The sequence below is a fragment of the Streptomyces sp. L500 genome, assembly GCF_054551825.1.
This window is the reverse complement of sequence record NZ_JBTOLC010000075.1, coordinates 1-15939: the sequence shown is the minus strand read 5'-3', so window position 1 is coordinate 15939 and position 15939 is coordinate 1. Positions and strand designations below refer to the sequence as shown.

Sequence of the window (15939 nt, the reverse complement as noted above, 5' to 3'; positions counted from 1 at the left end):
AGCAAGAGCCTCATCTCTGGGCAGCGGCAGCCAGGCCTGAGATTTGAGCACCTGGCTCTGCCGGAGATCTTGAAGTCTCCCGGTGTTGCAACGTGATCAGACTGCGTGCTCAGAGCTGTTTCGAAGGCTCCTGCAGTTGTCGAGGTGCCCGTTGTCCCTCTGTCCCCGCCTGCGAGCGAGTCCCGGCTCTGACTGCGCAGGTCGCGCAGGCGAGCAGGCATTGGCGGTGCCCGGCACTGGATGGCCGGGGAGCGTCTTGGGTACCACATGGCACAGGTTGTAGGGACTTTCCAGGGGCGTCTACACCAGTCAATCGCGGGCATGAAATCGCAGGTCAGGGTCTACTGGTCCGAGAGGGTCCGCCCAGTTCGTGATAGCTGTGTGATAGCGGGTGACACGGCGAGGCCCGCCGGAAGCCGTTCTGACGGGGACCTCCGCGCAGAGCCGTGAGACGCCGAAGCCGCACCGGAGCGATGCGGCGCGGCTTCGGCGTGAGATCGGTTGCGCTCGCACGAGTGGTTCCCAGGAGTGGTGCAGGAACGCCTGCCCGAGCGCCGACCCACCGCAGGAAGGCACTCCTCGGTGCGAAATACTCTCCCGATGAGTTCACGTACTTCCCCGATCAGCCGGCCGATCACGATACGGAGGGCGGTCGTGCGGGATGCCAAACGGCTCACGCGGCTCGTGCGTGGCTCAGGCGCCTACGAGGGTAAGTACGCAGCCGCAGTGGCGGGCTACCGGGTCGGTCCTGATTACATCGAAGCCCACCGCGCCTTCGTAGCCGTCGGCGCCGATGAGCATGGAGACCGGATCATCGGGTTCTACTCGCTCGTCCTCGCTCCACCGGAGCTCGACCTGCTGTTCGTCGCCGACGAAGCGCAAGGACGTGGTATTGGACGGCTACTCGTCGCGCACATGCAGTCCGAGGCCCGTGCCGCCGGGCTCGACCGTGTCAAGGTCGTGTCGCATCTTCCCGCCGAGGACTTCTACCACCGCGTTGGTGCAGTGCGGACCGGGACCGCGCTCGCGAATCCGCCCGCCGTGCCGTGGGACCGTCCCAAATTCGAGTTTCGCATTCCTTCGGAATGACGCGGTGTGCCAGTTCGCAGGGCACCGGCTTCGCCTGCGTGGTGGCCGGCACGCAGGAGCCGCTGGACGCCGCGCGCTCCGTGTGTGCCGTCGCCTCTGCCCTGGCGGGGGGATCGCCTGCGCCAGCGGCCTGTCAGGCGGGTGCGCGTCGCCGACCTGCATGCTGTCCTCGACCACCTCGACGAGGTGCTGGCCGCGATCGAGGGCCTGAGCGCGCGGGTGCGGCGTGACCGCATCGCCGCCGTCGGGCACTCGTGGGGTGCCCAGAGCGTCGGTACGCTCCTGGGAGCCCGCGTCCTCGACGCCGACGGCGTGCCGGGAGAGGACTTCTCGCACCCCCTGGTCCGGGCGGGCGCGCTGATCGCGGCGACCGGAACCGGTGAGACGCTCACCCCGTTCGCGGCCGAGCACCTGCCCTTCATGAGGCCGGACTACTCCACCATGACCGCCCCGGCACTGGTCATCGCCGGTGGCAAGGACCAGTCGGCGCTGTCCACGCGCGGACCGGACTGGTTCACCGACGCCTACCACCTCAGCCCCGCCCCGAAGAACCTGCTCACCATCGCCGAGGGCGAGCACACGCTGGGCGGTGTCGCAGGGGAACAGGTCGCCGAGACCACCGACGACGACCCGGCCCGCGTCGCCCTCGTCGCGGACGCGGTCTCCGCCTACCTCCTCGACGCCTTCAAGGCCGACAGCGCCGCCTGGGCGGCGCTGCGCGACGACCCCACTGCCCCGGGCGGTGCCTGGACCATGCAGGGCAAGTGACCGGTGATCGGGGGAGTCCGCTCGGACGGGTGGGGCGGAGCCCTGCCCATGAGCCCTCGCGGCCTATTGATCAGAAACTGATGGGGTCCTCGTCCAGGACGTAGCGGACGTGCGGGCCGCCGAAGTGGCCGCGGACGATGTGTGGCTGGCGTTGGCGTCTGTGGAAGAAGCGGCGTGTCTCGGCGGTGAGTTCGGCCTGGTCGCGGGCCCGGTGCTGCTTGGGCAGGCTGTGCTTGAGGTCCGCGTTGACCAACTCGTCGGGGTTCAGCTCGGGTGCGTAGGGCGGCAGGAAGTGCGGCTCGACGTCGTCGGGGTGGGCGGCGAGCCAGTCGCGGACCTTCTTGGACCGGTGGGCGGAGTGCCCGTCGACGACGAGGTGGACCTTGTGGTCGACGTGGCCGGCGAGCCGGTCCAGGAAACGGCACGTCACCTCGGCGGTGAAGCTCTCGGTGAAGACCATGAAGTGCATCCGGCCCTTGGTGCTGATCGCCGACATCGCGTTCACCGAGAACCGGTTCCCGCTCCGCCGCACGACGGGTGTCCTGCTCTTCTCGCCCCAGGTGCGGCCGGTGACCTGGTCGGAGCGGATGCCGACCTGGTCGGCGAACAGAATCTCGCCGCCGTCCCTCTTCCCCTTCGCCCCGGATCGCCGGCCAGGTCTCCTCGTGCCGGCGGCGCACGGCCTCCGGGTGCTGCTCGACGGCCCGCTTGTCCGGACGCTGGAAGGACAGCCCCCCAACGCCTCCGGTACTTGCCCGCCCCCGGTTCGGTCAGCTGTACCCGGTACAGCTTCGCGATCAGGTCACCGATCAGCCGCCGCGTCCACAACTGCCCGGAAAGTCCCACGTCACAGGGCCGGTGGTCGAGGACGGCCTGCCGCACCGCGGCCTGCTCGGCCTCCCCGAGCACCTGGTGCACCCCGACCGGCTTGCCCCGCGGCCGCATGGCCACGCCTCCCGGCCGCCGGCGTGCCACTTCGGCCAGCACTTGTCGACCGCTTTCAGTGACACCCCGAAGACCGCTGCCACGTCCTCACGGTCCCGCCCCGCCACCAACGCAGCCACCGCCCGTAGTCGCAGGGCCTCCTGCACCGACGGCGACAGATGCCGCGCGTCCCCCACCAGATCGCTCGCACCCCACCAACGACCCAAAACCCAAACCGTTTCAGATCAATATGTGACAACTACCGAGCTTCGGCTCGACGGCGTTGTTGTCGCCGGGTGGATCGTTCGGCAGGATGCGAGCGGTGACGGCGGCGGGAACCCGCCCGGTCGCGCCGGGCGTCGTACAGGGACGGGACAGTTCGTTCGCTTCAGGGAGGGGTGGGTCCATGCTCGGTGATTGGCCGGCCGAGGACCAGTTGAGGAGGACTTTCGGCGCCGTGCTGGAAGAGGTGCTCAGTGGCCAGGGTTTGCGGACCTGCACTGGCCTCGACATGGCAACGGATGACGCGCTGTGGGAGATCGCCAAGTATGGTCCGGGGGCCCCTGCCGAACTTGTCGACGCCGCCCGTGCCGCCTTCGCCGGGCAACTGGACGGCAGCAACGCCGCGCGCTGGCGCGCAGAGCTCAGGCGCAAGTTCGCAGCGCGCGGGCAGCGCGCCGCCGAGCGCGAGTCAGGGCCCACCATCGAGGCTCGTGGTGGTGCCGAGCCGCCGGCGAAACCGCTCGGGGCGACGCCGGCTTCAGTACGGGCGATGCGTATCAAAGGCGATCAGACCTACTTGGACGAGTACGGACGCACCTGTCACGCAGGGGAACTGTTCACTGGGGAGGTCGAGGAAGTCGCGGACAACGGGCACACCGAGCTGCTCGGCACCTACTGCTCGGGCATCGAGCACGGGCGGCAGCAGGAGTGGTGGCCGGACGGGACCAAGCGGGCCGAGGGCGTGACCATCATGGGTGCCGCGGTAGGTGAGTGGCGGTACTGGCATGCCAACGGCCGGCCGTCGGAAGTGGTCGTTTTCGATGAGAACGGTCGGGAGATGTCGAGAAAGCGCTGGAATGCCGTAGGTGAGCTGATCATGGATCACGTGACGCGCCGGGCCTGATCCTTAGGCAGGATCACTGGAGCGCTCGTTCGGCGAGCCGGCGTGAGTGACGCCCGTCGTGGCTCCGTGGCTCCGTGGCCGTCGGCGTCGACGCCGCCTCGCACTCCTGGCTCGCGGCGCACTGGGTCGCATCGGAGAGCGGCGACGACCAGTACGTCAGACAGTCCGGCCCGCTTCGCCGCCGACCTCAAGAACACTTCCTGAGGCGCGCGTGTGCCTCAGAACTGGCTGCGGCGCAGGGCGTCGGTGAGCATGAGGGCCGAGACCACCTGGTGCACCTGGCCGGTGTTGGCGTAGGGGACGGTGCTGCCCAGTTTGAGGGCCAGGGAGTTCCACGCCGCGAGGGGGAGCGAGGTGAGGGAGTTGCGGTCGTCCGGGGTGGCGGCGTCGAAGGGGGCGGGGCCTGGGGCGGCGACGCCGAGCTGGCGGAGCAGCGGGGCCAGTTGGGCGGGGTCGTTCTGGGTGTAGAGGCGGGCGACTTTGGTCCCGGAGCTGCCGCGGGCGGCCCAGGCGGCGACCTGGGTCAGTGGCAGGAGGGTTTCGGACACCAGGTCGGCGTGCGGATCGAACAGGTAGACCTCCTGGAGGGTGTCCAGGTACAGGGAGTGGGCCTGGTTGGTGGCGTTGCCGAGGAAGCAGGTCAGGGCTGCGTGGCCGCTGCTGAAGGAGGCCATGCCGAGTCGGCCGATCGGTCCGAACTGGAAGTTGCCCTTGCGCCGGAACATGAAGGCCTGGATCTCCGGCAGGTACTCCTGGAGGAAGGCGGCGTCGGCGAAGGACCCGATCTCGTTGCAGGGGTTGCCGGCGACCCGCATCAGGGGGAGGACCAGCACGACATTCCGTCCGGAGGCCGTCAGCTGGAGTCCGAGGCCCTTGGCGAAGGGGTTGGTGAGGAAGGGGTCGTCGATGTACTGGAGGTAGTTGAGCAAACCGTGGAACTGGTAGTCCCAGCCAAAGGGGTAGGTGTTGCCCGTGACCGGGTCGTGGCGGTCGCGGGGGTCGTCGTAGAACTGCGGGGAGTTCTGGGCCATGCCGGCGTGGCAGTAGACCAGGAAGGGGGCGGGCGGCGCGCCCGGGTCGCGGGGGACGCCGTCCGGCCAGTGGACGGCGACGAGCTGCGGTGCGGAGATCCCGGGGAGTTGCAGGACGACGGTCTCGGCGAAGGGCGACACGGTCTGGGTCTGGACCTGGATGTTGCCGCTGCCGATCGCCGGTGAGGCGATGACGGTGGTGTCGATAGCCGAGGGAACCCCGTAGACCAGCGGTGGCAGTGAGACGCCGGGGGTGCGGAAGCTCATGTCGCCGGGGGGCTGGGCGGGCGGACTGCCCGGGTAGTCGTCGCCGGTCTGGGCCAGGCTGACCCGCGCCTGCTCGGTGGCGTCGCGGAGCGGCGCGAAGAAGGCGGTCATGGCGATGGTCTGGCCGACGTCCGAGGACGTGACGGTCGGATCGGGCCAGTTGCTGTTCACCGGGGGGAAGGTGGCCTGGACGGTGCCGGTGGAGTCGATGTCGAGGTGGGCGGTGAGCGTGCCGTACTTGGCCTGGTCGACGGCGTCCGCCTCGATGTCGATCGCCGCGTCGGTGTCCGGGATGGCGAAGATCGACTGGTCCAGGACGACGCTGTCCGGTCCGACCGGGGCGCCGCCGTTGACGGCGATGGTGAAGTTGCACTGGGTGCTGGTCTGGCCTTGGATCTGGCCGGTGAGGACGAGCTGGGCCATCGGAGTCTCCTTCTCCTCAGTGCCGGGCAAGGGCCAGGGCGGCGGCACGGGCGATCGGTTGGCCCGTGTGGGCCTCGTAGTAGGTGAAGGCCGGACAGGGGTTGACCTCGAAGCAGTAGACTTCGCCGTCGTCGGCCAGCATCAGGTCGATGCCGGCGAGTTCGAGCCCCAGTCGTGTTGCCAGTCGCAGGCAGCGCTCCGCGAGGTCGTCGGGGGGCTGCCAGGCGGAGAGTTCGGTGTGACCGCCATCGCTGTGGGCGTAGCGGTAGTCGACCCGGTCGGTCTCGACCCGGGTGGCGAACACCTGGTCGACGACCGTGTGCACCCGGACGTTGGTACCGGTGACGTACCGCTGGAACTGCACCGGGCAGTAGCGGATGAGCGGCAGCCGGTCGAGGGCCTGCCGGTCGAGGGTCCGGACGATCGAGCGGACCCCGCTGATCGATTTGTAGACCAACTCGCCGTGCTGCTTCCTGAACTCCTGGACGGCGTCCGGGTCGTTGGTCACCAGCGTCTCCGGGATGAGGAATCCGGACCGCTGGATCAGCTGGGCCTGGTGGGGCTTGGACATGTTGGAGGCCATCGCGCTCTCCCGGTTCATCACGCAGCCCGGGGTGAGCTCCGACCAGGTGCTCACGGCCGCGTGCCAGGACTCGCAGCTGCGCACCGTGGACTCGCCCTCCCCGAGGACCTCGGGGAGGCTGCGCCAGTCCATCAGCCGGAGGTAGACGCCGGTGACGTCGGCGCAGTCGACGGATCCGCCGTCGTACGGGATCCGCCCCCGGACGGCGGTGCCGGTGGCCTCCAGGTCGAACGGCAGCTCCTGGAAACGCCGTTGGTGGAGCATGGCGAACGGCAGGCCGAGCGCGTCGAGCTCGGCGGTGACCCGGGCGATCGGCGGCTCGCTGGCGATGCCGCAGAGGACGATCACGGCGCACCCGGCGAGAGCGCGGTGAGGTGTTTGAGCAGGCGGTCGAGGAAGGGATCGCCGCCCGGGCGGAGGTCGGGCAGCGGGCTCGCGCCCGCGAAGACCGCCGGTTCCCCGTTCTCGCGGTGAAGGTCGACGCCGAGCAGATCGAGTTCGGCGAGCTGGGCGAGCCGGACATACGGCTCCTCGTCCTCGGCTGCGGGCGCGCCGAAGACGTGCTCCCCGAGTACCAGGACGTCGCCGCGCCCGGCCGAGGGCCTGCGCGGCTCGACGTCGGGGCTGCTGGAGATCCGGGCCGACGGGACCGGCAGCCCGGCCCTGATCGCGAGCGTTGTCCACTCCGCGGCCGAGCGCCAGGCTCCGCACAGCCCGTACCCGCCGGGCGGGTTGACGGAGACCGGGGTGAGGCAGGTGAGCAGGCTGCGCAGGAGCGCGCTCAGCTCTTGGGCGGCGTACCTGGCGTCGGCGTGCGTGGTGAACGGCAGGTACCCGAAGGGCGCGGAGGCCACCCGGTTGAGCACGCCGTCGACGTCACGGCTGTCCAGGACGCGCCCGTCGGGCAGGGTGAGTTCGAAGCGCGCACCGAGGCGGTCAACGCGGTGCGCCGTCCTGGTGGAGCCGAGCAGGGTCTGTGGGGAGAGCAGTTCCAGCGGTGCCAGCCCGCGTTCGCGCAGTCCTCGGTGGGCCCACACGGCGGCCCGGTCTGCCGGGTCGCAGAGCACCAGCCACATGGGGCGCCTACCCTTCGGTCCGCCCCGGCTCGGGGGGTTCGTTCCGGAGGGCGCTGTCCGCGAGGTCGGGGCGCTGCGCCGGGGGGATGAAGTGCTCGGGTGGGGGGACGGCTTCAGCAGCCTGGTCGGCGCGCTCAGCGGGGTGCTCCTTGATCGCGTCCTTGTTCTCCTTGTCATCCTTGTCATCCTTATGGTCCTTCTGCTCCTTGTCCTCCTTGGTGACGTCCTTGTGCTCCTTGGCCTCCTTGGGCTTCTCCGTGCGGGCCAGCGACAGGGTGACCTCCTTCTCCACCGGATCGTTGCAGTCCAGGACGAAGGTGGCGGTCACCGTGCTGGTGACGGGCGGTATGGATGCGGCGGTGACCCCGATCTGGAGGTGGTCGCAGCTGTTGGGCGGGAGGGGGGTCACGAAGCTCTTCAACACGTAGCCCGCGCCCATGGGCTGGTCGCCGCTGCCGTTGATGGTCAGCGGTCCGGTGCCGATGTTGGAGATCGGGATCGAGATCTCCGGAAGGGCCGCGCCCACGATCACGGTGCTCCGGAGCGGGGTGGTGTCCATGACGATCCGGGGCTGCGCGGCCTTCTCGGGGCTCGACGCGGTGGACCAGACGAAGCCGAGTTCCACCGGGTCGGTGTTGGTGAACCGCACGGCCCAGGGGCGGTCGGCCGGATTGGTGATGGTGATCTTCACCGTGAAGACGTCGAAGCCGGCTCTGGTCCAGGAGGCGGTCCCGACCTCCTTCAACGCCTTGTCGACGATCGAGGCGGTGGCGGGCGCCTCCGGGATGCTGGTGAGCGGCCCGCTGTCCGCCTGGATCTCGATCTGCGGTGGCCGCGCGCCCAGGGGTGCGCAGTCCGGTCCGAGGGCCACCACCAGCAGGGCCCAGGCCTCCGCGACCTGGTCCACCACGAAGGGGAACACCCCGGTGGAGGCGAGGTGCGCCAGCCGGATCTGGCCGGTGTCGGGAAAGATGTCTGCCATGATCCCTCTTTTTGTCGCGGGGGTGCGGTGGCGACCGTCACCACGTTCCGAGCGGTACGACGTCGAGGAAGACCGGTCGCCCCATGGCGCTGCCTGCGGGCGCGGGTTGGATCTCGAACTCCCGGACCACCAGGCGCTGGGCCCGCTGCCCGGTGTCCGGGACACTTATCGCGGCGGTCTGCCCGAGCACGGCGGAGGCCGTCAGCACGGTGGACCAGCCGGAGACGCCGTCGGGGGCCGGCACCCCTGGGTCCTGGACCTGGAGTTCGGTCCGGACGGCGGTCCCGGCCCCGCCCGGCCCGAGGCCCTCCAGGACGACGCCCGCCCGCCCGGCGCTCCGGGTGACCGTCAGCCGCCGTTGCGGGGCGAGTTGGACGGGCTCGGTGAGCACCACCGGTGAGAGGGCGGGGAGACCGGTGAGGGTGTATGGCTGGTAGCGGGCCAGGGCGAGCCGGACGAACGGGAAGTAGGAGGCGGCGACGACCGGCGCCAGGTCCAGGTCGGCGAACCAGCAGTCTCCCTCGGCGTCGAACTCGAGCGGGTACAGAGCGGCGTCCAGCTGGCGCTGCAGCTCGGGGAGGGCGGTTTGAGCCCGCTGCACCGCGTTGACCTGGGCGGCGGTGAGGACGGCGGGCGGGGATCCGGTGTCCCGGATCGGGTCGCGGCCGGCGACGGAGACGTACCGCAGGGCGTCGGGGGGCACCGGTCCGGGCGGGAAGGTGAGCACCGCCAGGGCTTCGTCGTTGCCCGAGACGTACCAGGGCCGCCCGAGGAAGACCCGCAGGCCGCCGCCCTGGCGCAGCCGGGTGAGCGACTGCTGCCCGTCGGTGGTCCGGGTCCAGCCGAATGATGGGACGCAGCGCAGCAGTTGAGGGGCAGGCGGGCGTACGGTGCTCGGCACGTCGAGGTCGGCGAGCTGCCCGGCGGCGGTGCAGGCGCCGGGGTCGGAGGCGAGGACGCGGGCGAAGCAGTCCTCGAAGCGGGACACAGCCGTCACGGCGTAGCTCACGTGGTGGTGGCGGGTGTCGCCGAACTCCTGGCGGATCACCGGGAGTGCCTCCAGCTGCGCCAGGTGCTGGACTTCGTACGAGCCGACGTGCGCCGTCCGCCGGGTGGTGGTCGGTGCGGCGGGCGGGTTGTCGTCCTGGTCGGTCCACTCGGCGTGCAGGTCGATCCGCCCGGTGCTCGGGATGTCGATCGCCAGTCTCTCCGGGCCGAGGACGGTGTCGCGGTCGCCGGGCGCCCGGTGGGCCGTCAGCTGCCCGTGTGGGTCGGTGAGGGGGCGTTGCACCGCGTGCACCAGGGTGACCGTGCGCGTCGGCGTGATCAGACGGTTCCGGCCGGCGACGATGTCCTGGAACTCCGGCTTGTGCGGCACGCCCGGGTCGACGCCCTGCCAGAATGCGATGCCGAACAGGCCGACGTCGTCGTAGCTGGGGCAGGACGGGATGTCGAAGGTCACCTGCTCGGTGGGGCCGAGCGCGACTGTTACGTGGCGCGGGTCCGCTCGGCTGACCTTGCAGCCACCCGCAGCCGCCTCCAGCCGGATGGACGCGGTCTGCAGCTTGGGCCAGGTGCCCTGCCAGATGGCGAGTACGTCCTTGTCGGGCGGGTCGATCGTGCCGGGTCGTCCGTTGGCGGGGTCGATCGGGCGGGGCCGGGCCTTCAGAGCGGCACACACGCCGCTCCGGTCGGCCAGCCAGGGGAGTGCCGCGTCGGCCTCGGGCACGATGACATACGGGGACGGCGCGGTCGGTCCGGCGGGGATGGTCTGCGAGTTCGGGATGTCGGTGAGCTCGCCGTCGGCCAAGGTGGCGACGTCGAACAGCCCGGACACCACGGTGTCGGGCGCCGCCGGGCCCAGCGCGGCGTCGAAGGCGCCGTCGTACTGCATCGCCAGGGCGAGCGAGGACTTCGGCGGCAGCAGGTGCCGCAGGTCGTAGGGACGGTAGCCGTGGAGGGCCGCGTAGTCGGCCGCCGAGGTACCGCGATCGCTGCGGATCACCATCCGGTCCTGTCCGTCGCCGTCGTCCCACTGTCGGGTGGGCACCAACTCCGGGGGCGACAGTGGCTCGAAGCGGTAGTAGCCGACCGGGTTTGACCGGGCCTCGGTGGTGGTGACCTCCTCGGCGCGCAGCCCGCCGCCGACGAGGTCGGCGATCCTGATCCGGAACCGGTACGTTCGGCCGAACCGCAGGCGCGGCAGCGAACCGAGGTCGCATTCCACCGTCGTGTCGAGGGCCGACGCCACCGGCAGCGGCCCGGAGTCGCCGGTGGCGGTGACCCGCTCCGGCCGCTGGGCCACCTGGCTCCAGCCGTCCCAGCGCGCCACGATCTCATGCAGGTACAGCGCGTCGGCGTCGCCGAAGCCGGTGACGGCCGGGCCGGGTCGCAGGTAGCCCTCGTCCAGCAGGCCGCCGGTCACCAGCGGCACACCGCCGACGGTGTAGTGCACTCGCCGTCGGCACAGCGAGTGCCAGATCCCGTGCTTGACGTCGAAGACGTCCATCCGGTAGCCGCCGAGCAGGGAGTCCGCCAGCAGGGCGGCGGCGGTCAGGCCGGCCGGGGTGGCGCGCTGCCGCGCCCGCTGGAGTTGCTTGCGGTGCTCGTCCTGGCGCGCCCGGTCCACCAGGGCGAAGCCCGCCGAGTGGAGGGCGGGTAGCGCTCCGGCCGGGGCCGGGGAGGTCCCCTCGGACGAGCCCGGGGTCGCGTCCGACCGGGCGGTGCTGACCAGCCGCAGGGCGGCATCGTCCACGTCGAAGGCCAACAGCTCGAACCGGGGGTTGGCGGAGGGCGCGAGGCCGGCGCCGGCCAGTGGCAGGAGGCCGTCGCTGAAACCGGTGGAGGTCGGGCCGTCGACGGAGGCGGGGACGAAGCGGGTGCCGCTGAGTGTGTAGGCGGTGGCGGGGGAGAGGTCGTTCTGGTGGGCTCCGGTCCAGCCCGTCGTCGGGTTTGGGTCGGGGTCGGGCCACAGCGGCGTCACCCTCAGCTCCGCCGGGTGGGACTGGTCCACCGGGGTGAGCCCGGCGGTGGGGACGGCGAGGTCCACCAGCAGGCCGAGCGCGCGCAGCACCACGGGGTGGTCGGCCAGGTACGCGACGCTCTGGTGGAACTCGGGCCCGGGAGGGGAGGCCGTCCGCCCGGCCGGCGGAGTGGTGGTCTGCGCTTCGCGCCGGTAGAAGGCGTACGCCCGGGCGAGGGACGGGGTGGCGTCGGGCCGGGCGGCGTCGGGCGGAGCTCCGGCGGGCGCCAGCAGACCGGGCTGCCACTGCTCGCCGATCGCCCGCAACGCGGCCCGCAGGGCCGGGTCGCTCTCCGGCGAGGCGTTGCGGTGCGCGGCGTGGGCCTGGGCGGTGGCGGTGTAGATGCCCTTGACGTCGGTGCCGGCCTGGCCGGCGGGGAAGGCGTTGGTGGCGCGTCCGTCGTAGCTGGTGGGCCGGTACGGCTCCACCCGCATGGTTGCGCTGAACAGCGCCTGCCAAACGGCGAGTTGGCGGTCCGGTGGGAACTGTACGGTGCTCCCGTCGAGGGTGGTGTACGGGACCCGCACGGACGGCAGCGGCTGCCCGGCGCGGCGGACGTCGAAGCCGACCCCGGCGAGTCGCTTCGGCCAGTCCTGCATCCCGAAGTCCGTGACGGTGAGCGGGGTGGCGTCCGGGCCGAGCAGGCGCGGGGTCAGCAGCACCGACAGCAGCGCCATCGGCGCGGACTGGCCGGGCACGGCCGCCACCCGCCCTGCGGGGAGCACCGTCCAGACGAACTGCCGTTGCAGGTCCGCCGGGCTCAGCGGGGCGTTCGGGTTCATCGGGTCGTGCGGGCTCTTCGGGCTGGCCGATGGCATGGCTCACTCCCTTGCGAACGCCCGGCAGTAGGTCTGCCACGGGAAGGACTGCCCCTGCGGCCCGAGCGCGGCCCGGACCGACGGGTCCGCGGCGGTCGCGGCGCCGGGTAGGGCGCCGCGCGGTCTGGCGGAGGACGGGCAGTTGCCGAAGCACTTGTGGCACTCCAGCGTGAAGGACTTGGAGAAGAAGGTCAGGTCCACGGTGATCACGAGCCGCGCCGAGCCGCTCAGCGAGCCGGCGTCGGCGTCCCAGGTCAGGGCGAGGGTCAGCTCGATCGAGACGGTGATCAGACCCAGCAGGGAGATGCTGCCGCCGACCCGCAGATATCCGGTGACCTCGGTGTGCTTCCCGTCCTTGACGAAGACGACGCCGCCGAAGACGTGCACCTCCGCGGAGACGATGACGAAGTCCATGACGATGGCGGCGCCGAACTCGATCCCGCCGGTGAAGCGCTGCAGGCCGCTGTCGGTGCCGCCGGCGCTCACGCCGAGTTCCAGGTACCCGCCGCCGCCGAAACCCGACACCGTGACCAGGAACGGCCGTTCCCGGGTACCGAACGCGAAGTCCAGGAGGATCGGCTGGTCCGTGAGCGACAGCGTGACGCCGGCCTGCACCGTGAGGTTCTGCACGCTGAACACCAGCAGGCCGATGCTGGGGACGGCGACGGTGTAGGAGGCCGTGATGCTGGTGGCCGAGGGGTCGATGTGCGGGCCGTTGTCCCCGAACCGCAGGTACTTCTGCAGGGTGGCCAGGAAGCCGAGGTCCCCGCCGAGTGTGACGTCCGTGAGGTGGACCGAAAGGTCGAGCCGCTTGCCGGGATCGGCGGTGAACGTCACGGACCTGAAGGCGAGGGTGATGTACGCGGAGGCGCTCTGGTCGGGGACGATCAGCTGGAAGTTACTGATCGTCCCCCTGGCGTGCATCTCGGGCTTCCCGTCGACCAAGTGGGCCCGGACGTCGAGGTCCAGCGCGCAGTCGGCGCCGGGCTGGAACGGCGGGTGGGGCTTGAGCAGGTCCTGGTGCCATGTGAGCTCCGCCGACGGGTTGGGCGTGTCCTGCCCGGCGAGGTCCGCCGACCGGTCGGTGGTCGGCTGCTGCCAGAGCAGCTTCGGGGGTTCGGTGACGGTCTGGATGAGCTCGCTCAGCGGGACCACGCCGAACAGGCTGGCGTCCGGTGCGAACAGCTTGGTGGGATCGGTCTGGAACGCGTCGCTGACGGTCGGCCCGAGCTTGCGCGAGACCTGCGACACCAGCATGTTGGGCGCGGCCAGTCCGCCGACCCGGGCGCCGGCGGCCCCGAAGTCGAGCGGGTGCGGCGGTACCAGGTCGAGCAGCGCGTCAGGGATCGGGCTGCCCCAGTGGGTGTCCAGGAGCTTCCTGGTGAGCGTCGCCGGGAGCGCCGGGAGCGGGCCGAGCAGTTGGCGGACCGCCGGCAGGCCCACGGCCAGCTGGGTGACCTGCGGGTAGAAGCCGACGCCGCTGGGGGAGAGCCCGGCGCCGAGCCCGCCGAAGGTCATCGACTGCACCTCCTGCACCGTGTCCTCGATCGCCTGGGTCGCCGAGGCCATGGCGAGCGGGATGCGGGCCGCGATGTCGGACAGCGGGCGGCCGGTGCCGTCGAAGGCCCCGGCGAAGGCTCCGGTGACCGGGCCGTGCCCGTAGATCCCGTCGAGCAGCGCGCCGTAGGCGGCGCCGGTGGCGGCGTCCTCAACGAACAGCAGCGGCAGGTGCAGTTCCACGTCCTGTCGGCCGGCCCTGGCCTGAAGGGTGAACACCACCGGGACGCGGGCCCGGGCGGGCCAGAAGCACCTTGGCGGGGTCGACGAGGAGTCCACGGGGAGCCAGTGGGCGTCGTCCAGGCCCTCGGTCTGCCCGGGGTCGATGGCGATCCGCTGGAACGGGAACGCGCGTTCGTGCGGGCCGCCCTCGCCGATGCCGTAGTCGTCACGGACGGGCTCGGTGACGATCAGGAACGCCTTGCGGTGCAGGGCGGCCACCGCCGGGTTCGTGCCGTCGAACCGGCGGTCGGAGACCTCGATGTAGGCGGCCCGGTGGCCGAACGGGAACAGGGCGCCGGGGACGGAGACCTTGACGTGGAAGTCCCGGCCGAGCGCGGCGTCGTGGGCCCACTCCAGTTGCGGCCAGTGGGCGGCGGCGGAGAACCGGGCGCCGAAGGCGCTGAGGACCAGCCGGTCCACGGTGAGCGGGATGCCCGGATTCTGGGCGGCGGCCGTGACGATCTGCTCGTACCAGGTGTCCAGCGGGGTGCCATGGTCGGTGCCGTCGGCCAGGGACCGGAGGGGGTGCGCCGTCAGGTGCCCGTCGGGGCCGGCGATCCGGCTGTGCCACAGTTCGGTGCCGCCGGCCGTGCCGGTGGAGGGCAGGGTGCGGTGGGTGCACCGGGCGTCCGGCTGCAGGGTGAGCAGCAGGTTCCAGGGGATTTCGAGCCGGGCCGGCAGGTCGGCGGTGGTGGCGGCTTCGATGAGCAGCGGCAGGCGGTTCATCGCATCGAGCAGGCCGGCCACGGTGAGGGTGACCGGGTCCGGGCCGACGGCGAAGCACAGGGTCGACGGACCGGCGAGGAAGCCCTGGGGCGGCTGCCCGGACTCCACCACGGTCTCGGCCAGGTGCTGCGGGGGGACGTCCACCAGCAGATGGCCGCCGCCGGGATCGGCGACCAGTTGCACCGTGCCGTCGGGCAGGGTCTGCTGGTGCAGGCCCCGGCTCCGGACGGTCAGGGTGACCAGGTCCTCCGGGCGCAGCACGGGGTAGCTGTCCGTGGACGCCTCTGGCAGGTCGAGGAGCTGCCAGTCCTGCCAGCCGCGGTCGTAGCGGCGGTGCATCAGCGCGGCACCGGCCCAGACGGCCAAGACGTCGGTGCGGCCGCCGCCGGAGGCGAGGGCGGCCAGCCGAGGGACGGTCGGGTCGGGGGCGGTGAGGTCGCCGCCGAGCTGCTCCCAGCCGAGCCAGGGGGCCAGGGCGGAGTGGTGGAGGCCGTGGTCGCCGAGGAAGACGTCACTCTCCGTCGCGGCGAGGCAGGTGAGCGAGTGTTCGTCGCAGTCGGGGAGCGGGCCGAGCGTCTCCCAGGCGGGTGGCTGCCGCGTCCCGGGCGTGTCGCTCTCCAGATGGGCGCGGAGCAGGCGGTGCCCGCAGGGGTCGGCGAGGAGGAGGTCGACCCGTCCGGGTGCGGTGGCCGTGGCGGCGAGGTGCCCGGATGGCCGCTCGCCCGTACGGAGCACCATGGGCCCCTTGGTTGGGTGGGCGTGCAGGAGCTCCCAACCGTCGGCGCCAGTGTCCAGCACGAGGTGGACCTCGCCGGGCCGGCTCGGCACGACCGTGAAGCCGGTCGCCGCCCTGCCCCGAGCGAGGGTGCCCAGCGAGCTCCAGCGCGGCCGCTCCTCGGCGCCCGGGCGCAGGCGCCATAGCTCGCCGGCGGCGCTGAGGGCGAAGAGCTCGACCGGGCGGCCCGCGACCGCCGTCGCGCTCAGCCAGTTGAACCCGGGGGCGCCGGGCGTGGGCCAGGGGCGGTCCAGCGCGTGCCAGGCGTGCCAGCGGCCGTCGAAGGTCCGGTGCCGTACGGAGCCGTCGCCCGCGCCGACGAAGAGGTGGAGTCTGCCGTGCCCTGGCGAACAGGCGGCCAGGGCCCGTGCCGGGTGGGTGTGCATCGGGCGCCCCCAGCGGGTGGACGCAGTGGAGGGATGCGGTATGCCGCTCGGCGGGGCGGGGTTCCGGCCCGCCGGCTCGTGGTGGTTCCAGCCTATTCCCGGTTCGGGTACGCCTCAATTCCTGGCCCCGGCTCGGTCCCCGGACGGCAGTGGTGCCACTGCG

Annotated in this window: 9 protein-coding genes and 1 pseudogene; 3 read left to right on the top strand and 7 right to left on the bottom strand. The window is 71.6% G+C overall.

Annotated elements, in window-relative coordinates:
- Positions 1-600 precede the first annotated feature (600 nt).
- Positions 601-1089 carry a GNAT family N-acetyltransferase gene (locus ACX9I7_RS31605; RefSeq protein WP_459389266.1) on the top strand — a complete coding sequence of 163 codons (489 nt, stop codon included), beginning with the start codon at positions 601-603 and terminating at the stop codon, positions 1087-1089.
- A gap of 111 nt (positions 1090-1200) precedes the next feature.
- Positions 1201-1857: pseudogene (locus tag ACX9I7_RS31600) on the top strand (alpha/beta hydrolase family protein); the annotation flags it as partial.
- Positions 1858-1927: 70 nt separating this feature from the next.
- On the opposite strand, the gene ACX9I7_RS31595 reads toward ACX9I7_RS31600, so the two are convergent.
- The gene (locus ACX9I7_RS31595; protein WP_459389265.1) at positions 1928-2596 is read right to left on the bottom strand and encodes an IS630 family transposase; all 669 of its coding nucleotides are present in this window, start codon (positions 2594-2596) and stop codon (positions 1928-1930) included.
- A gap of 591 nt (positions 2597-3187) precedes the next feature.
- Here ACX9I7_RS31595 and ACX9I7_RS31590 point away from each other — a divergent pair.
- Positions 3188-3907: a toxin-antitoxin system YwqK family antitoxin gene (locus tag ACX9I7_RS31590; protein WP_459389264.1), complete on the top strand. Its 720-nt coding sequence runs from the start codon at positions 3188-3190 to the stop codon at positions 3905-3907.
- Positions 3908-4125: 218 nt separating this feature from the next.
- On the opposite strand, the gene ACX9I7_RS31585 is transcribed toward ACX9I7_RS31590, so the two are convergent.
- Genes ACX9I7_RS31585 through ACX9I7_RS31560 form a run of 6 tightly spaced genes read right to left on the bottom strand, consistent with a single transcriptional unit; the run spans position 4126 to position 15776 of the window.
- Positions 4126-5628: a hypothetical protein gene (locus tag ACX9I7_RS31585; RefSeq protein ID WP_459389263.1), complete on the bottom strand. Its 1503-nt coding sequence runs from the start codon at positions 5626-5628 to the stop codon at positions 4126-4128.
- Between the two features lie 16 nt (positions 5629-5644).
- A complete protein-coding gene (locus ACX9I7_RS31580; RefSeq protein ID WP_459389262.1) occupies positions 5645-6559 on the bottom strand; it encodes an ATP-grasp domain-containing protein in 915 nt (304 codons plus the stop codon).
- Positions 6556-7287 carry a hypothetical protein gene (locus tag ACX9I7_RS31575; protein ID WP_459389261.1) on the bottom strand — a complete coding sequence of 244 codons (732 nt, stop codon included), beginning with the start codon at positions 7285-7287 and terminating at the stop codon, positions 6556-6558. Before ACX9I7_RS31575 ends, ACX9I7_RS31580 begins: the two co-directional genes overlap by 4 nt.
- 7 nt (positions 7288-7294) lie before the next feature.
- A complete protein-coding gene (locus ACX9I7_RS31570; RefSeq protein ID WP_459389260.1) occupies positions 7295-8269 on the bottom strand; it encodes a hypothetical protein in 975 nt (324 codons plus the stop codon).
- Between the two features lie 37 nt (positions 8270-8306).
- Positions 8307-12110: a hypothetical protein gene (locus tag ACX9I7_RS31565; RefSeq protein ID WP_459389259.1), complete on the bottom strand. Its 3804-nt coding sequence runs from the start codon at positions 12108-12110 to the stop codon at positions 8307-8309.
- Positions 12111-12113: 3 nt separating this feature from the next.
- Positions 12114-15776 carry a PLL family lectin gene (locus ACX9I7_RS31560; protein ID WP_459389258.1) on the bottom strand — a complete coding sequence of 1221 codons (3663 nt, stop codon included), beginning with the start codon at positions 15774-15776 and terminating at the stop codon, positions 12114-12116.
- Positions 15777-15939 lie beyond the last annotated feature (163 nt).